Annotated in this window: 20 protein-coding genes; 2 read left to right on the forward strand and 18 right to left on the reverse strand. The window is 64.3% G+C overall.

Translation table 11 applies throughout. The features are described from left to right. Positions 1-36: 36 nt before the first annotated feature. The 13 genes from U3648_RS05405 to U3648_RS05465 all read right to left on the reverse strand — a co-directional run bounded on the left by U3648_RS05405 (position 37) and on the right by U3648_RS05465 (position 13011). Positions 37-1713 (reverse strand): formate--tetrahydrofolate ligase, encoded by a 1677-nt coding sequence (locus tag U3648_RS05405; protein WP_420858224.1) that lies wholly within the window; start codon positions 1711-1713, stop codon positions 37-39. Between the two features lie 223 nt (positions 1714-1936). Continuing rightward, a complete protein-coding gene (locus tag U3648_RS05410; RefSeq protein ID WP_420858225.1) occupies positions 1937-2521 on the reverse strand; it encodes an MOSC domain-containing protein in 585 nt (194 codons plus the stop codon). 251 nt (positions 2522-2772) lie between these two features. After that, complete coding sequence (ftsH, locus tag U3648_RS05415; protein WP_420858226.1) at positions 2773-4713, reverse strand: ATP-dependent zinc metalloprotease FtsH; 1941 nt, start codon at positions 4711-4713, stop codon at positions 2773-2775. 85 nt (positions 4714-4798) lie between these two features. Then, complete coding sequence (gene tilS, locus U3648_RS05420; RefSeq protein WP_420858227.1) at positions 4799-6061, reverse strand: tRNA lysidine(34) synthetase TilS; 1263 nt, start codon at positions 6059-6061, stop codon at positions 4799-4801. Further along, positions 6058-6879, reverse strand: a complete 822-nt coding sequence (gene ybgF, locus U3648_RS05425) for a tol-pal system protein YbgF (protein WP_420858228.1) — start codon at positions 6877-6879, stop codon at positions 6058-6060. The genes tilS and ybgF overlap by 4 nt, the downstream gene beginning before the upstream one ends. Before the next feature lie 22 nt (positions 6880-6901). Further along, positions 6902-7414, reverse strand: a complete 513-nt coding sequence (pal, locus tag U3648_RS05430; RefSeq protein ID WP_420858229.1) for a peptidoglycan-associated lipoprotein Pal — start codon at positions 7412-7414, stop codon at positions 6902-6904. A gap of 88 nt (positions 7415-7502) precedes the next feature. After that, positions 7503-8831 (reverse strand): Tol-Pal system beta propeller repeat protein TolB, encoded by a 1329-nt coding sequence (gene tolB / locus U3648_RS05435; protein ID WP_420858230.1) that lies wholly within the window; start codon positions 8829-8831, stop codon positions 7503-7505. A 115-nt stretch (positions 8832-8946) separates the two neighbouring features. Further along, positions 8947-10071, reverse strand: coding sequence for an energy transducer TonB (locus tag U3648_RS05440; RefSeq protein ID WP_420858231.1), 1125 nt, complete (start codon positions 10069-10071; stop codon positions 8947-8949). 12 nt (positions 10072-10083) lie between these two features. Next, complete coding sequence (gene tolR, locus U3648_RS05445) at positions 10084-10551, reverse strand: protein TolR (protein WP_129683305.1); 468 nt, start codon at positions 10549-10551, stop codon at positions 10084-10086. 3 nt (positions 10552-10554) lie between these two features. Beyond that, positions 10555-11229: a protein TolQ gene (gene tolQ, locus U3648_RS05450; RefSeq protein WP_207209198.1), complete on the reverse strand. Its 675-nt coding sequence runs from the start codon at positions 11227-11229 to the stop codon at positions 10555-10557. Positions 11230-11387: 158 nt separating this feature from the next. Continuing rightward, on the reverse strand, positions 11388-11777 hold the full coding sequence (gene ybgC / locus U3648_RS05455; protein ID WP_420858232.1) for a tol-pal system-associated acyl-CoA thioesterase: 390 nt from the start codon (positions 11775-11777) through the stop codon (positions 11388-11390). 44 nt (positions 11778-11821) lie between these two features. Next, complete coding sequence (thpR, locus tag U3648_RS05460) at positions 11822-12370, reverse strand: RNA 2',3'-cyclic phosphodiesterase (RefSeq protein WP_420858233.1); 549 nt, start codon at positions 12368-12370, stop codon at positions 11822-11824. Continuing rightward, complete coding sequence (locus U3648_RS05465) at positions 12367-13011, reverse strand: hypothetical protein (protein ID WP_420858234.1); 645 nt, start codon at positions 13009-13011, stop codon at positions 12367-12369. The genes thpR and U3648_RS05465 overlap by 4 nt, the downstream gene beginning before the upstream one ends. Positions 13012-13057: 46 nt before the next feature. Between U3648_RS05465 and U3648_RS05470 the strand changes: the two genes are divergently transcribed. Beyond that, the gene (locus U3648_RS05470; protein ID WP_420858235.1) at positions 13058-13441 is read left to right on the forward strand and encodes a hypothetical protein; all 384 of its coding nucleotides are present in this window, start codon (positions 13058-13060) and stop codon (positions 13439-13441) included. 8 nt (positions 13442-13449) lie between these two features. Here the strand turns inward: U3648_RS05470 and ruvB are convergent, their stop codons facing one another. From ruvB to ruvC, 3 genes are read right to left on the reverse strand one after another with little or no spacing between them, the layout of a single operon-like run. Further along, positions 13450-14481, reverse strand: a complete 1032-nt coding sequence (gene ruvB, locus U3648_RS05475; RefSeq protein ID WP_129683735.1) for a Holliday junction branch migration DNA helicase RuvB — start codon at positions 14479-14481, stop codon at positions 13450-13452. Positions 14482-14490: 9 nt separating this feature from the next. Continuing rightward, positions 14491-15153: a Holliday junction branch migration protein RuvA gene (gene ruvA, locus U3648_RS05480; protein ID WP_420858236.1), complete on the reverse strand. Its 663-nt coding sequence runs from the start codon at positions 15151-15153 to the stop codon at positions 14491-14493. After that, a complete protein-coding gene (gene ruvC, locus U3648_RS05485; protein WP_420858527.1) occupies positions 15150-15659 on the reverse strand; it encodes a crossover junction endodeoxyribonuclease RuvC in 510 nt (169 codons plus the stop codon). The genes ruvA and ruvC overlap by 4 nt, the downstream gene beginning before the upstream one ends. 329 nt (positions 15660-15988) lie before the next feature. Here ruvC and U3648_RS05490 point away from each other — a divergent pair, with 329 nt between their 5' ends. Further along, positions 15989-16201, forward strand: a complete 213-nt coding sequence (locus tag U3648_RS05490) for a DUF1127 domain-containing protein (RefSeq protein WP_420858237.1) — start codon at positions 15989-15991, stop codon at positions 16199-16201. A 116-nt stretch (positions 16202-16317) separates the two neighbouring features. Here U3648_RS05490 and U3648_RS05495 read toward each other — a convergent pair whose 3' ends face one another. Together U3648_RS05495 and U3648_RS05500 are read right to left on the reverse strand one after the other, a co-directional pair. Beyond that, on the reverse strand, positions 16318-16659 hold the full coding sequence (locus tag U3648_RS05495; protein WP_420858238.1) for a hypothetical protein: 342 nt from the start codon (positions 16657-16659) through the stop codon (positions 16318-16320). A gap of 103 nt (positions 16660-16762) precedes the next feature. After that, the gene (locus U3648_RS05500) at positions 16763-17635 is read right to left on the reverse strand and encodes a 50S ribosomal protein L11 methyltransferase (RefSeq protein WP_420858239.1); all 873 of its coding nucleotides are present in this window, start codon (positions 17633-17635) and stop codon (positions 16763-16765) included. Between the last annotated feature and the right edge of the window lies 1 nt (position 17636).

Below are 17636 nucleotides of genomic sequence, written 5' to 3' on the forward strand. Positions count from 1 at the left end.
TTTGCGCCATGCCCCCTGTTCAGATCAAGCCGATCGTCAGAACAGCCCTTCGATCAGGCCTTCGTCATTCAGCCGGATGCTTTCGGCCGAAGGAACGCGCGGCAGGCCCGGCATGGTCATGATCTCGCCGCAGATGACGACGACGAAACCGGCACCGGCGGACAGGCGCACTTCGCGGATCGGAACGGTGTGGCCGGTGGGGGCACCGCGCCAGTTCGGATCGGTCGAGAAGCTGTATTGCGTCTTGGCCATGCAGATCGGCAGGTTGCCATAGCCCTGTGCTTCCCACTCCTTGAGCTGGTCGCGGATCTTCTTGTCCGCGATCACCTCGTCGGCGTGGTAGATGCGCTTGGCGATGGTGTCGATCTTCTGGAACAGCGGCATGTCGTCGGGGTAGAGCGGGGCAAAGTTCGCCATGCCCGCATCGGCCACTTCGGCCACGCGCTTGGCCAGTTCCTCGGTCCCTTCCGAGCCCTTGGCCCAGTGCTGGCAAAGGATCGCCTCGGACCCCTGTTCCTTCACGTAGGCTTTTACCGCTTCAACTTCGGCGTCGGTGTCGGTGACAAAGTGGTTGATCGCGACGATCACCGGCACGCCAAAGGATTTGACGTTGGCGATGTGGCGGCCAAGGTTCGGGCACCCCTTCTTGACGGCATCAACGTTTTCGGCGCCCAGATCGGCCTTGGCAACGCCGCCGTTCATCTTCATCGCGCGAACGGTGGCCACGACGACGACCGCATCGGGGGCAAGCCCGGCCTTGCGGCACTTGATGTTCATGAACTTCTCGGCACCAAGGTCGGCCCCGAAGCCGGCTTCGGTCACCACGTAGTCGGCGATCTTCAGCGCCGTGGTGGTCGCGATGACAGAGTTACAGCCGTGGGCGATGTTTGCGAAGGGGCCGCCGTGCACGAAGGCCGGGTTGTTTTCCAGCGTCTGCACGAGGTTCGGCTGCATCGCATCCTTGAGAAGGACGGTCATCGCACCATCGGCCTTAATGTCGCGGCAATAGACCGGCGACTTGTCGCGGCGGTAGGCAACGATCATGTCGCCCAGACGGCGCTGCAGGTCTTCCAGAGAGGTGGCAAGGCAGAGGATCGCCATCACTTCGGACGCGACGGTGATGTCGAACCCGGCTTCGCGCGGGAAACCGTTGGACACGCCGCCAAGGCTGGCGGTGATCTGACGCAGGGCGCGGTCGTTCATGTCGACAACGCGGCGCCAAGCGACGCGGCGGATGTCGATCTCGAGCTCGTTGCCCCAGTAGATGTGGTTGTCGATCATCGCCGACAGCAAGTTGTGAGCAGAAGTGATCGCGTGGAAGTCGCCGGTGAAGTGGAGGTTCATGTCCTCCATCGGGACAACCTGCGCATAGCCACCGCCAGCGGCCCCACCCTTCATCCCGAAGTTCGGCCCGAGCGAGGCTTCGCGGATGCAGATCGCGGCCTTCTTGCCGATCCGGTTCAGACCGTCGCCAAGACCCACGGTGGTGGTGGTCTTGCCTTCGCCTGCCGGGGTCGGGTTGATCGCGGTCACAAGGATCAGCTTGCCGTTGGGCCGGTCCTGCACGCTGTTGATGAAGTCCTGGCTGACCTTGGCCTTGTCGTGGCCGTAGGGCAGAAGGTCGTCCGAGCCGATGCCCAGCTTGGCGCCGATTTCCTGAATCGGGCGCTTCTTGGCCTCGCGGGCGATTTCGATGTCGGTCTTGTAGCTCATGATAGTCTGATCCCCGTGTCCGCAGACAGTTGCGTCGCCCATTGCATACAAAGAAAGCGACGCCTGCTGCACCGCGATTGCGACATTTCTACGCTGGGAATCGGCGGTTCCCGCCCTGCCTGTTGCCGAAAGGAAACCGTCAGCATCGAATGAAGTGATAGAAATTTCCTATGGACCGGCGGTGGCGCGGGTTTTGCCCGTCACCCGGCGATCCGCCGTAGAATCACGCAGGCCTCCACACCCGCTGGTCGGGGATGTGCAGCCGCAACCGGTCGCCAACCCGCAGCAGGCCCGGCCGTTCGACCCATGCGGTGACCCCGCGCTTGCCTTCAGCCGCAGGTTTGAACGCCTTGCCGTGCCCGGGGGCCGCCTTTTCGATGGTCATGGCCGGGAACTGGCAAGGGCGGTTCTGCATATCCACGGTCAGGGTCGCGCCGCCGTCGGCCTGAAGCCGAGACGACGGCGGTAGATGTGAAAAGTCGGGCAACCCTTCGACGACGATCGACGCGCCGACAAGCGCCGGGTCGATTTCGTCCAGACCGAGGGTGGCGGCGATTTCCGCCAGTTCCTCGGCACTGACGACAGACAATTGCCGGGTGTTCCGGATTTCGGTTCCCTTTGGGTATTGCGACTTGACCCGGCTGCACGAGGGTCGGGTTTCGCCCGCGTGCACATCGTCCGGGTTCCCCGCCCAGGTCAGCACCATTTCGGTCAGTGGGTGGCTGTCTAGTTCCGGCGCGTCGCGGTGGTGCATCACCCCCAGCCAGGTGATGGTGCCGTAGTATTCGGTCGGGGCAAGGGCGGGCATGGGCGGGCTCCTGTTTGGTTCCGCGAAAGCAGACGCAAGCCCCGCAAGGCTGTCAACCCGGATCGGGCGCGTGGACGACCGACACCAAAAGCGTTTCGATTAGCATTGCATTTCGTTGCGGTGATACGAGAGGCGCGATTCCGAGCGCTTCAGCTAAGGTGCGAAACGTTAGGGAAATATCGACAAGCGCAAACGCAAACCCCGAAACCTTGCGTAGGTTTCGGGGTTCCAATCTGTCTGGACCGGGTCGGTCACGCGGTGGGTTCCGGCTCCATCCCACCGTCACCGTCCTTGGGCTTGGACTTCTTGCGGGACTTTGCTTTGGGGATCGCGATGACCGAAGGCTTCTCTTCGGCCTCGGCGGTGTTGCCGCCTTCGCTGTCATCGGCGTGCGGAGGTTCCCCACGCATCACCCGTTCAATCTCTTCACCGGTCAGGGTTTCATATTCCAAAAGACCCTGTGCGAGGCGTTCCCATTCGTCCTTTTTCTCGGTCAGGATCTGGAAAGCGCGGTCGTAGGCTTCGCCGATAAACCGCTTCACCTCTTCCTCGATCATTTCCTTGGTATGGGCCGAGACCGAGAAACCTGCGGTGTTCCCCTGGTAGCCTTCATGGGCTTCCGCATAGTCGATGTTGCCGACCTTATCGGACATGCCCCAGCGCAACACCATCGCCCGGGCCAGCGCACTGGCCTGTTGGATGTCACCGGCGGGCCCGTTCGATACGTCGTCTTCCCCGTATTTCAGGATTTCCGCCGCTTTGCCGGCCATGGTCATTGCCAGCTTCTGTTCGCATTCGGATTTGTGCCAGTTCAGGCGGTCGATCTCGGGCAGGGACACCACCATGCCCAGCGCGCCACCGCGCGGGATGATCGTCGCCTTATAGACCGGATCGCACTTGGGCAGGGTCAGGCCGACAACAGCATGGCCTGCCTCGTGATAAGCGGTCTTTTCCTTCTGATCCTGCGTCAGCACCATGGACCGCCGTTCAGCGCCCATCATCACCTTGTCCTTGGCGTTTTCGAAATCCACCATGGTGACAAAGTTGCGGCCCACGCGGGCGGCCATCAGCGCCGCCTCGTTCACCAGGTTGGCAAGGTCGGCGCCGGAAAAACCGGGGGTGCCGCGGGCAATGATCCGCAGGTCCACGTTGGGGCCAAGCGGCACCTTGCGGGCATGCACGTTAAGGATCTTCTCGCGACCCTTGATATCCGGGTTCGGCACCGTGACCTGACGGTCGAACCGGCCCGGACGCAGCAGCGCCGGGTCCAGAACGTCGCGGCGGTTGGTGGCGGCGATGATGATCACGCCCTCGTTCGCCTCGAACCCGTCCATTTCGACCAGAAGCTGGTTGAGCGTCTGTTCGCGTTCGTCATTGCCACCGCCATAACCGGCCCCACGGGCACGGCCCACGGCGTCGATCTCGTCGATGAAGACGATACAGGGGGCGTTCTTTTTGGCCTGTTCGAACATGTCACGGACGCGGGACGCACCGACGCCCACGAACATTTCCACGAAGTCAGACCCCGAGATGGTGAAGAAGGGCACGCCGGCCTCGCCCGCGATGGCACGGGCCAGCAACGTCTTACCGGTGCCCGGAGGGCCGACCAGAAGCGCACCCTTGGGGATCTTGCCGCCAAGGCGAGAAAACTTCTGCGGGTTGCGCAGGAATTCGACGATCTCTTCCAGTTCTTCCTTGGCCTCGTCGATCCCGGCCACGTCATCAAAGGTGACGCGCCCGTGCCGTTCGGTCAGCAGCTTTGCCTTGGACTTGCCAAAGCCCATGGCGCCGCCGCGTCCACCGCCTTGCATCCGGTTCATAAAGTAGATCCAGACGCCGATCAGCAGAAGGAAGGGCAAGAGTGACAGAAGGAACGTCTGGAACGTGCTTTGTTCCTGGCTTTCCGCCGAGAAGGGCACGCCACGGTCGGTCAATTCGGCGATCAGGATACCGGTGGTTTCCTGCGACGCTGGCATGATCGTGGTGAATTTGCCGGAAGCCGTCGTGTACACCACCTGCTCTCCGTCGATCGTGACGTTGGTCACGCTGCCGTCGCGCACTTCGGACAGGAACTCCGAATAGGCAGGCATCCGGCTTTGGACGGTATTGTTGTCGCCGCTGAAAACGCTGAACAGGGCGAGGATCATCAGAAACAAGACGACCCAGAAGACGAGATTGCGCGCGTTGCCCAAGGGGGAACTCCTTTGAAATCCGCTTTTCCGGGGCGAGAGTCGCGCCCCGTGCTTGCGACTTAAAATAGGGATCGCGCGGGGTTGTTCAATGCGAATGCAGAAATGACATGAAATCCGCGACAATCCGCACCGACCATTCGGGATTGAAACCAGCCAGCGGGGCGGCGATGAGCGTGTCGCCCGACCAGATCGCGGGGCTGGACAGCAGGCTGTCGCGGGGCAGGCCGGTGCTGCGCCAATCCGGGCAATCCTTGACAGCCTCGCCCAGCGCCCGAACCTCCAACCCCGGCGCATGGGGACCGTCGACCGCCCAGCGGCCATCCCAGACCCCGGTTGTCGGACAGGTTGTGGCCCGCACGGCGTTCCATTCCCGGCTGATGCGGATCACCCCGTCGCGTTCGGTCACGAGACAGCCCGCCAGCGTGTGTTTACCCGCCAGCGACAGCCCGGCGGACAGCTCTACCATCGCCGACCAGCGGGGCGGGTAGTCGCCGTGCCCGACCCAACGCAGACCAGCGACCAGCAGCCGGTTAATGATCTCGGGATGCATCGGCGGGCGGGACCGGCGCGGGATCAGGAGGTCGCCCCCGTCGATGGTCACATGGGTGTGGGCCGCCTCGGCGGTGTAATGGGCCAGCGCGGACCGAGCGCCGCGCAGGGCATCGGCGGAATGGAACAGCTCCTCCACCCCGATCCCAAGGTCCGACAGGGCCGACAAGGCCTTGCGCGCCCGGGCCCGGTCGAACCGGTCGTCTTCATTGGTCGGATCGTCGATCCACGGCACCTCGTGCCGGCGCAGGTAGTCCCGCAGGTCCGCGCGGCTTTGCTGCCACAAGGGCCGCGCCCAGCGTATGCCGTCCCGTTCGAACTGCACTTCCATCGCCGCCAACCCGTCCAGCCCGGATTTTCGGGCCAGCCGCATCAGGAAGGTTTCCGCGATGTCGTCGGCGGTATGGCCCAGAAGGATGCCGCCGATCCCCCTGCCCTTCGCCCAAGCGCCGATCAGGTGGATGCGGGCACGGCGGGCGGCGTCCATCACATTGCCGCGCCCGTCCCAATCGTCCCAGCGCAGGATCGCGTGATTGATCCCCAGCCCCTCGCAGTAGGCGGCAACGGCGCGGGCCTCGTCCGCGCTGTCAGACCGTAACCTATGGTCGACGGTCACCGCCTCTAGCACCGTCTCGGTGCCGTGAAAGACCTCGTAGGCGAGATGCAGCAGCGCCATGGAATCGCCGCCGCCCGATACGGCGACGGCAATCCGTTCGGGCATAGCCGGAAAGATGGCGGTGCCGACGAAATGGCGCAACTGGGCGTCAAGCGCGGCGGCGGCGTCGGCTGCTGCGGTCACTGGCACCCAAAGGTGCGGCGGGCGGTGTCCGCGTCAAAGCTTGCCTCGCTTCCGGGGAAGCGGGTGCCGACCTCTGCCAGGGTAATGCAGGCATCCTGCACTTGCCCGATCGCGCCAAGCGCAAAGCCCAGCTTGAACAGGGCGTCCGGCGCGGTGTCCCCGGCCTGATCGGTCGAGAAACTTTCCAGATAGGCCCGGGCGGCGTTGGTCATCTCGCCCATGCTTTCCAGCGCCTCGCCCCGCAGATAGTGGGCGCGGGCGTTCAGCGGTCCGCCCGGGTAGGTCTGGACAAAGGCCGCAAACTGGTCAGCGGCGCCGCGAAAGTCGCCCGCCGAAAGGGCGGCCTCCGCCCGTTCGAAATCCGACTGTTCGTTGATCGCCAGAACCGGGCCGCCGTTGTCGGGTTGGGCCGTGGGCACCGACACCGCATTGTCGATCCCGCCAAGGCTGGGCGTGTCGCCAAGCGCGCCGATGTCGCAGCCCTCTTCCAACTCACACAGCCGGAATTCAAGGTCGCCAATCCGGTTGGTCCCATCGGCGGTAATCCGGTTGATCCGGAATTCCAGCTCTTCGGTTTTCGAGGTCAGTAATTGCAACTGCGCCTCGATACTGTCGAGCCGTTCCAGCGGGGTATTGCCGCCGATCTGGGTGGTGGGGGCGCCAGTCGTGGACAGTTCGACCTTCAACCGCTGGATTTCGACATAAAGCACCGAAAGCTCTTGCCGGATATCGGCAAGGGTCTGGTCCTGCGCGGCGACCGGGGCTGGCAGGGTCAGTCCGGTCATGATGGCGATTGCGGCTGCGGTGGAACGGAACATGGCGGCCCCCTTTACGATACGATCAGCTGAGCGACCCGATCGAGATCACGGTCACGGCCCGGCGGTTCTGGGTGTAGCAGCTTTCGTCCGAACAGACAGCGATCGGGCGTTCCTTGCCGTAAGACACGGTGCGGATGCGGGACGCCGGAACACCCTGCGAAATCAGGTATTCGCGAACCGCGTTCGCGCGGCGGGCGCCAAGGGCAAGGTTGTATTCACGGGTGCCCTGTTCGTCGGCGTGGCCTTCGATCACGGCAAGGTAGTCAGAGTTGGTCAGCAGCCACTGGGCCTGACCATTCAGGGTGACCATCGCCTCTGGCGTCAGGGTCGACTGGTCAACGGCGAACAGCACGCGATCGCCGACGGTCTGGCTGAAATAGGCCGGGCTGGCCGGATCGTTGACGCCGCCCATGGCCCCGTCGGCCCCATTGGCGTTCAGGTCAACGGTATTGCCCCCGCCAAAGCGGTTGGGATTGGTACAGGCTGCGGTGGAGAGGGCCACAAGAAGCAGGGCCGCTTTCGTCAGGGTGCGCATGGGTTAAAGTCCTTTTGGGTCTTATTGGTGCTCGATTGGCGGAAAGATAGCACGGGCCGCCCCCCTTGGGAATGCAGCCCGGCGCGGGTTAGCGTTGCAGCGGGCCCCAGCTGGGGTCAGAGGCGAAAGACGGGGTTGCGACCTGCCGCAGGTTCCGCCCCGAAATGTCGACGGAATACAGCGACGGCGCCCCGCTGGCCCCTTGGGTTTCGCGGAAGAACATGATGACCCGTCCGTTTGGCGCCCAAGTCGGGCCTTCGTCAAGGAACGAGGACGTCAGCAGACGCTCTTCCGACCCGTCGGTGCGCACGACACCGATGTGGAACCGTCCGGCGTTCTGCTTGGTGAAGGCAATCAGGTCACCGCGCGGGGACCAGACCGGCGTGCCATAGCGCCCGTCGCCAAAGGAAATGCGCCGCGCCTCGCCGCCATCGGCGGACATGATATAAAGCTGCGGGCTGCCGGACCGGTCACTTTCGAAGACGATCTGGCTGCCATCGGGCGAGAAGCTGGGGGCCGTTTCGATCGACGGTGCGCTGGTCAGACGGGTGTTCTGGCCGGTTGCCAGATCGGTGCGCCAGATATCGGTATTGCCGCCGTTGGACAGGCTATAGATCACCTGCCGGCCATCGCGGCTGAACCGGGGCGAGAAAGACATCTCGCCCGGTGCGGTCGTGATTTGCTGCCGCCCGACATTGGCCACGTCCAGCACGTTGATCCGGGGAAAGCCGCTTTCAAAACTGGTGTACAACACACGGTCGCCCGTGGGCGAGAACCGGGGCGCAAGAACAAGGGCCGCGCTGTCAGTCAGATATTGGATATTGGCCCCGTCATAGTCCATGATCGCCAGCCGCTTCTGCCGGTCGCCCTTGGGCCCGGATTCAGAGACAAAGACCACGCGGCTGTCGAAATAGGCCCCTTCGCCGGTGATCCGGGTGTAGACCGTATCGGCCACCTTATGGGCCATCCGGCGCCAGCCATCGACAGACCCCACGAATTGCAGACCGTCGCCCATCTCGGTCCCCGAGAAGACATCATAAAGCCGGAACTTCACCACCACCTGATTGCCCGAGACGGACACCGCCCCGGTGATCAGCGCCTGCGCGTTGATCGCGCGCCAGTCGGCGTAGGACACCGATTGGGCAAAACTGGAATGCTGGCTGATAAAGGCAGAGGCCGGGATCTGCCGGAACAGCGCCGTGTTGACCAGATCGTCGGCCACCACCTGGCTGATCTGCGCCGCCATCTGCTCGGACCCGGCGGTTTCAGCCTGAAACACCGGCAGGGCAAAGGGCAAGGGTTCGATCACCCCATCGGTGATGGTCAGCCGCAGGGGGCCGTTCTGCGCCATGACGGGCGCGGCAAGGGGGCCTGCAAGCATAAGGGCAAGAAACAGGGCCAGTAGTCGTTTCATCATTTCGGTCCTCGGGTCCGGGATCGGGTCCAGTCAAAGCCTGTGTCGGCATTGACATTCAATAACAACGCACCTGTCGGTGCAGGGGGAAAATGCGCGGAAGCTTGCCGTAGCCGCATCAGCGCAGCCTCATGCCGGTGGGGTCAAAGGTGATTTCCACCTCTTTCCAGTGGTCGTATTTGTCGGCGGGCAAGTCATAGCCGCCGCTGCCCTGACAACGCAGAATGGCGCGGCGGGCGGTCTGATAGGCGGTTTCGGCCTGTGCCGCTGTCCCACCGGTTGACGACAAAAGCCGCACAGTGTTGCCGACGACCTTGCCGTCCTGCCCCAGATCAAAGCCGACCGTCACCGTCACCCGCGCCCATTCGGCACCCGGATCGACGTTCCAGCAGCCGTTGACGGCGACGCGGAACGCCTCGCGCTCTGATCCGGTCATCGGCGGACCCACGGGGGCCGAGGTTGGCTGCGCGGCACTGGCCAGCGCATCGGCAAGGGCCGCGGCAACAGCATCCTCCTGCGGCGCTTCGTTCGCCGGTGCCGGGGCCTCGGCGGTCCGGGTTTCGGGTTCCGCCGGTTGCGGCGCGGGCCGGTTCGGGCGGCTGCGCGGCCGGACCGAGGTTTCGACCGCACCGGATGGGGTTTCCGCCTCGGTCACGATCTCGGGCGCAGCCTCTTGCGGGGCGGTTGCCTCTTGCGCTTCCTCGGCGACCTCGGGGGTTTCCTGCGCGTCCGGTGCGACCTCGACCTGCACCTCGGGCGCGGTCTCGGCCTCGGGCGGCGGCGGCGGCGCGGGCGTGTCGGCGATGCGCGGCGATGGGCGGGGCACCGGGCGCGGGCTATCAGTCAGGTCAGCGGCAGAGGGCGGTTCGACCGGCTGCACAAGGTCGGGCACGTTCTCCTGCACCTCGGCCGGGGGTGTCGGCGGGGCGGGTGGCGCGGGCGGCGGCGCTTCCTCTGCCGGGGCTTCGGTCGGGGGTGGGGTTTCCTGTGCCGGGGCGACATCGGGTTCGGTCGCAGGCGGGGTCGGTGTCTCTTCGATCACCGGCACGGCGGGGGCATCGGGCGCGTCGGGCTGCGGGTTGGGCGTGGTGGCCCGCACCAGCTGGTCATACTCCTCGCCCGAGACCATGGCGACCTCGATTACCTCGAAGTCCAGCGGGTCATGATTCAGCCCCCAACCGATCAGCAGCCAGCTGATCAGCGCGACATGGCTGACGCCCGAGATATACTGACCGGGTGACACGGCGCGGCCGCCCTATCCGTCCGACCCCGTACGGGTCGCGGCATCGGTGACAAGCCCGATGTTGGTGAATCCGGCGGCGTTCAGAAGGCCCATGACATGGGCCACCCTGTCCCAGCTGTTGGCGGCATCGGCCCGGACGAAAACCCGGTCGCTGTCGCGTTCGGCCAGAACCGCCTGCAACTTCGCGACCAATTCGGCTTCGGCCGTTTCCGTGGTCTGGATGGCAAGGGTGCCATCGGCGGCAATGGACACGGTCAGCGGTTCTTCCTGATCGGGCGGCAAGGCGGCGGCCTGGGTGTCGGGCATGTTGACCTCGATCCCGACGACCGACAGGGGGGCTGCCACCATGAAGATGATCAGAAGCACCAGCATCACATCGACGAAGGGCGTGACGTTGATCTCGGACATGGGCCGGTTGCGGCGGCGACGGCGGCGGTGATTGCCCCCGTCATCCTGCTGGTTCTGGATCGCGGCGCCCATCGGTCAGCTGTCCAGCTGGCGCGACAGGATGGTGGCGAATTCGTCGGCAAAGGCCTCGTAGCCCGCGACGATGCGGTCCTGATCGGCGCTCAGCTTGTTATAGAAGATCGCCGCAGGGATCGCCGCCAGAAGTCCAAGGCCAGTTGCCAGCAGCGCCTCGGAGATACCGGGGGCGACGACCGCAAGGTTGGTGTTCTGCTGTTCGGCGATTTCGATGAAGGAATTCATGATCCCCCAGACGGTCCCGAACAGGCCCACGAAAGGCGCGGTCGAGGCGACGGTCGCCAACACCGGCAGGCCCTTTTGCAGGCGTTCGCTTTCCTTGGCAATGGCCACGTCCATGCTGCGGTCGATCCGGCCCTGTGCCCCCGCAATCAGCCCGCCGTCCTGCCGGTGGCTGCGGCGCCATTCCAACATGCCCGAGGCAAAGATCTTCTGGCTTTGCCCGGTGGGGCTCGTCCCGATCTGGTCGAACAATTCGTCCAGCGGCTCGCCCGACCAGAAGGACCGGTCGAAGACTGCCGCCTCGGCCCGGGCCTTGCGATACTGGATGATCTTGTCGATCACCACGGCCCAGCACCAGACAGAGGCGAGGACCAGAAGGATCATCACCAGTTTGACGATAAGGGTCGCGCGGGCAAAAAGCGCCCACATGGTATAGTCGGTTGCAACGTCCATAAGCCTGCTCGCTCGATTGTGTCCGGTGCTTTGACGTGCGCCGGTTCGTGTTTCTTGGCAGATTTACAGCATTTCGCCGCACAAAGCCAATAGAGCCGCGTTCACGTCCCCATTTCAGCAGGTTTCAACCGGCGGGGCTTCGGCGGAATGCCGCCGGATCAGTGCAGCGGCTGGCGCAGGATGGCCGGAATGCGGGCGGGTGCCCCGGTCGGGCCGATGGCCACAAGCGTGACGATGGCCGCGAACAGGCGCTCTCCGTCGCGCAGGACGGTCTGGCGCAGCACCATGCGCGCCCCGGTCATCTGCTCCAGTTCCGTCTCGACCTGCAGTTCGTCGTCGAACCGCGCGGGGTGAAGATAATCCGCCTCGACCCGCCGGACGGCGAAAACGATCCCCTCTTCCGCCTTCAGCCGGGCCTGATCCACCCCCAGTTCCCGCACCCATTCGGTCCGGGCCCGTTCGATGAATTTCAGGTAATTCGCGTAGTAGACGATGCCCGCAAGGTCGGTATCTTCATAGTAGACGCGAACAGGGAAACGGTGGGTCATGCGCTGGCCTTCGGTTGCAGTTCCCCGACGCTAGGGTCCGGGGATCACCCCGTCAACGGATAGCTGGCCAGCGGGGTATAGAGGGGGGCATCGTCCCGCAGGGTCGACTGGAACAGCGTCAGTTCATGCACGTCGAAGGGCGGCAGCCGCACCCCGGTATTGCGGGCAATAAATGCCTCCAGCCGCGTGCGCTCGGCCGGGTCCACCCGGCCGGGCAGCCGCGACAGGGTGATATGGGGGCGGAATTTCTCGTGCCGCAGGTCGATCCCCGCCATGCGCACCATGCGGCGCACCCGGTCCCGCAGGGCAACCAGCGCCGGGTCCGGGTCGATGGCGGCGAACAGCACGCGCGGCTTGTCGCCACCGAACAGGTCCACCCCCTGCCCCGACAGGGTCAGAGGGCCAGAGCCGATTCCCTCCAGCCGCAGGTGCAGCTCCTCCAGCTTGTCCTCGGGCTGTTCGCCCAGATAGGCCAGCGTGATGTGATAGTTTTCGGGCGGCACGACGCGGCCGATGTCCAGCCTGTCGGCCATGCGGGTCACGGCGGCGACAGTTGCATCGGGCAATTGCAGGGCAAGGAACGCGCGGATCATGCGGCACCCCCGGCCAGCGTCCGGGCATACAGGCGCAGGGCCAGTGACGGGTCTTCGCCCGCGGCAGGCAGGGCCGGGTCATAGGCCGCGCGGATCACCGCGCCCACCTCCGGTTTCAACACCGCAACCCCCTTGGCCAGCGCCAGGGGCGACGTTTCGGCGAAAGCCCGGTCGCCCCAAAGAAGGATCATCTGCGCAGCCTGGCTGAGGCACAGCGCATCGGCGGGCATCTCTGCCACCGCCCCGGCCACGCGAATGAAGACCACGCAGACCTTGATCGCGCCCGCCTCGTCCACGCGGAAGGTGCGGTATTGCGTGGCCTCTGCCGCGATCAGCCGGTCCACCAACCCCTCCAGCCCCGGCACCAGATCGCCAAGGTTCGGAACGCCAGACAGCTCTGCCCAGTCGCGGCAGAAGAACACCATCAGGTTCGCGCCCAGTTCGGGATCGGTCTCGGCCATTTTGTGCCCGGCAAGGGTGACGACGGCCTCGACCGCGCCCTTGAAGACCTCCAGCGTCTGGTCTTCGACCCCGAAGACCACGGGAACGATCGGGCGGCCCCAGCGGGCGAAACGAAAGGCACCGTCGGCACCGGTGAACAGGGCCGCGACGGCCTCGGGGGACAACAACTCTTGAGACATGGGACGGGTGCTAGCAAAGCGTCGGGCGAGTCGCCAGATGCGGAGGTTGGAAAGACTGTTTGCTCCGCGCTACACCGGGCCGGGACTGCCTTGGCGCTTGCACGCTTGCGCGAAAGATGCGGTGATGTCGTGCAGTGTTCCAAATGACCGAGGACGGCCGGACTTGGCGGTAACCAATCGAGATATCGCGATCCAATTCCTGGACGAAGAAATCCGCAGCGGTGGCCCTTCCCACTTGCTTCGACGTGTCAAGAAAGCGCTTTCAGGCAAGGAACCGACCCAACTGAAAATGCATGTCGTTACTCTCGTTATTGACCCCAGCACTAAGGAGGTCACACTTGAACAGCACTGGGACGCATGCGAACCAGAGCTCTTCAAGGTCGATGAATTCATCGCGTTGGCCATGAACAGCCGCCGGCGTCGACGTTAGGACGCTGGCTACTCAAACAACCCGGCCTGCCCCTTTGGCGCGTCCAGCCCAAGGTGCCGCCACGCAGCCTGCGCCAGCATCCGCCCGCGCGGGGTCCGCTGGATCAGCCCCTGTTGCAGCAGGTAGGGTTCGATCACCTCTTCCAGCGCGTCGCGGCTTTCGGACAGGGCGGCGGACAGGGTTTCAATCCCGACCGGGCCTCCGCCATAGCTTTCGGCGATCAGCCGCAGATACCGGCGGTCAGCCCCATCAAGGCCCAGCTTGTCCACCCCCAGCCGGGTCAGCGCCCGGTCGGCAATGGCGCGGGTCACCCGCCCGTCCCCTTCGACCAGCGCGAAATCCACCACACGGCGCAATAGCCGCCCAGCGATCCGGGGCGTGCCCCGCGCCCGTGCGGCGATTTCATGGGCGCCGTCCGGGTCCGCGGGCGACCCCAAAAGGCGGGCGCCGCGGGTGACGATCTCGTGCAGTTCATCCACCGAATAGAATTGTAGCCGGGTCGGAATGCCGAACCGGTCGCGCAGCGGGGTGGTCAGCAGGCCCAGCCGGGTCGTGGCCCCGACAAGGGTGAAGGGCTGCAATTCAATACGCACCGTCCGCGCGGCCGGGCCTTCGCCGATCACAAGATCCAGTTCGAAATCTTCCAGCGCCGGATAGAGAACCTCTTCGACCGCCGGGTTCAGCCGGTGAATTTCGTCGATGAACAGAACATCCCGCGCCTCAAGGTTAGTCAGGATCGCCGCCAGGTCGCCCGCCTTGGCCAGAACCGGCCCCGATGTCATCCGAAAGTTCACGCCCAACTCGCGCGCCATGATCTGCGCCAGCGTGGTCTTGCCCAGTCCGGGCGGGCCGTGGAACAGCGTGTGGTCCATCGCCTCGCCGCGCATCTTGGCGCTTTCGATGAAGACGCGCAGGTTCGCCCGCGCCTCGGCCTGCCCGATGAATTCCTCGAGCGCCTGTGGGCGCAGGGCACGGTCGGTCTCGGGCGGGCCATCTTCGGGGCGGCGTTCGGGGCGCAGGGTCGGATCCGGGTCGGTCATATCCATGCCCTACCCCTTCGGCGCCAAGAGCTTCAAGGCCGCGCGGATCAGCGCCGAAGTATCTGCATCCGGATTGTCACCCAATGCCTGCGCCACCGCGCCCGCCGCGTCGGAGGGACCGTAGCCAAGGTTTTGCAGGGCCGACAGCGCCTCGGGCTGGGCCAGATTTGCTGGGGCGGTTTTGGCTGCGGGCCTTGGGGCGGGGGCGCTGGGTTCGATTACCGCGTCCTCCGCCGTTGCCTCGGCCAGTGACCCGCTCATGGCCATGACCGAAGGGGCCTTGTCCTTGAGTTCCAGAATGACCTTCTGGGCTGTCTTGGGGCCAACCCCCTTGGCCTTGGAAATCGCCGACCAGTCGCCCAAGGCGATGGCGCGGCTGACCCCATCGGGGCCAAGCGTGCCAAGGATGGCCAGCGACGCCTTCGGGCCAATCCCCTGCACGCCCGTCAGCAGGCGGTGCCATTCCTTTTCCACGAGGGTCGGAAAGCCGAACAGCTGCATCAGGTCTTCGCGCACCAGAAGATCGGTATAGAGCGCCACCGCCTCGCCCGCGCGGGGCAACCCGGCCATTGTCCGGTCCGAGACATAGACGATATAGCCCACGCCGCGCACGTCGATCAGGACGTGATCGGTGGCCCGATATTCCAGACGGCCCGAAACCTTGCCGATCATGCGCTGGCCCTTTGGATGGCGCGGGACAGATGGCCCGCAGATTGGCAATGGTGCGCGTGACAAATGGCGATGGCAAGCGCATCCGCCGCATCCGGTCCGGCGATCTGCACCCCGGGCAATTGCAACCGCACCATGTGGTCGATCTGGCGCTTGTCGGCATGGCCCACCCCGACGACCGCCTTCTTGACGGCGTTGGGCAGGTATTCTCCGACGCTCAGCCCCGCTTGCGCGGGGACCAGCATGGCGATCCCGCGCGCCTGACCCAGTTTCAGCGTGGCCACGGCATCCTTGTTCACAAAGGTCTGTTCCACGGCGGCAAGATCGGGCGAATAGGTCCGAAACACCTCGGTCAATTGGGAATGAAGCGACAAAAGACGACTTGCCAGATCGGCCTTGCCATCAGACGTGCAGGTGCCGTTTGCCACATGCGACAGCCGCGATCCGGCCACGTCGATGATTCCCCAGCCAAGGTTTCGTAACCCCGGATCGATCCCGATCACCCGCATCCCTGCCCGCCCGTGTTGTCCTTCTTGCAACACCGATAGCACAAAAGGCGAACAAACGCCAAGACAGATAAAATTGTCCGGAACCCTCGCGGATCGGAAAAGCGACACAATCGAGGTCGAAAATCGCCACCCGAAACGACGGAAACGACATTTTCGCCCCCGGCGAAGCCCCTTTATTTATTGGACTTTATGGCATTTCAGAGGAATGCGCGCATTGCATGGCACATATGCAAAACGATCTCTGGTTTTTCGAAATCTGCCCGCCTATTTGCCGCTCATCGAACAAATCGCGCTGCAGTGCAGCAGCGCCCCGCTGAAAGGATTAAGAAATGGTCGCTATCGACACGAACCGCTCCGCCGCCCCGCAGATGGTCAACCGCGCCATCCTTGCTTTCATGAACGCCGCCGAAACCCTGCGCGCCTGGAACGACGCCCGCGTCACCCGCAAGGCCCTGTCGCAGCTGTCCAACCGTGAACTGGACGATATCGGCCTGTGCCGCGGCGACATCGAAGACATCGCCCAGAAGGGCCTGCGCTTCTAATCGCAGATATCTATCCCTGTCCCAAGACAGTGAATAGCGAAAAGGCCGCATCCAACAGGATGCGGCCTTTTTCGTTCGGACCGGACGTAGACTGGCCCGCGAACCGGGCCAGTTGGTCAGAGGAAGGATTTGATCTGTTCGGCAATCCAGATGGTCGCCGGATCGGCTTGCATGATCCAAGCCCCCGCCTGTTCAAGGACGGAACCTTGCTGCAATTCCGCCACCCGTTCGGCGTAGGTGATCCCCCCAAGGTTCACCAGCAAGAACGCCTTGAACAACAAGGCAGCAGCCGCAAGGATCATGATTCCACGCAGTGGAAAGCTTGGTGCACGGCGGCGGGCCTTGGCGACGACGAGCCCATCCGGGCCGACAACATAGCGAACGCCATTACGCCTGCGGCTGGCGGTCTTCTCAAGACGCCGAATTCGGCGATCAAATTGGAGCTGGGAATGTCCCATGGCAGCCTCCATTCGAGGCCCCCACCTCTTGATGTCCAAAATCCCGCATGAATGTGTCAAAACTATGGCACGGACCACCGAAGGCCCTTATTTCCATAGGAATTTAGGAAGTTTTGAGAAGCGTGAGGGTCGTCCAGTCAACAATCTCTTCCCGATGGGCAAGATTGAAACCGTGGCGTGAATAAACCTCGATAACCTCGTCCGCCTGTTCGTTCAAAATGCCGGACAGAATCGCGTGACCCCCGATTCCGGTGTGCCGTCCCATGTCCGGGGCGATGGCGATCAGCGGACCTTTCAGGATATTTGCGAAGACAAGATCATAGGGGGCAGCCTCCGTGATCTCGGTCGCGTCAAATCCGGGCGCCACGACACAGGCCAACCGTCCGTCCAGCCCGTTGGCCCGCGCATTGGCCAGCGCCACATCGACCGCGACCGGGTCGATATCGCTGGCGATGACCTGTTCCGGCCAGATCCGCGCTGCGGCCATCGCCAGAACAGCGGTACCACAGCCAATGTCGGCGACCCGGTGCTTCACCTCTCCCGCCGCGATCAGCCGGTCCAGCGCCCGCAGACAGCCGAGCGTGGTGCCATGGTGCCCGGTGCCAAAGGCCATCGCAGCGTCGATCAACAGGGGCACCGCATCGGCGGGCACCTTGTCGGCGTCATGGCTGCCATAGACAAAGAACCGCCCGGCCTCGACCGGGGCAAGTTCACGGCGCACCTTGGCGACCCAATCCTGATCCGGGACATCGGACACCGCCCAATCCTTCGCCCCGTGAACCGCGGCAAGCAGGGCAAGCCCAGCGAGGTCCGGCGCCTCGACAAAATAGGCGGCGACCTCATATTGGCCAGACCCATCCTCGATCTCGAAGGTGCCGACGCCGGTCGGTTCCGGCACCAAGGCTTCGCAGGCTTCGGCAAGGGCTTCGGCGGCGTCCAGGCCGGCAACGGTGGTCAGGGCAGTAAAGGTCGACATG

Source organism: Marivivens marinus (assembly GCF_035969385.1).
GTDB lineage: Bacteria > Pseudomonadota > Alphaproteobacteria > Rhodobacterales > Rhodobacteraceae > SELP01.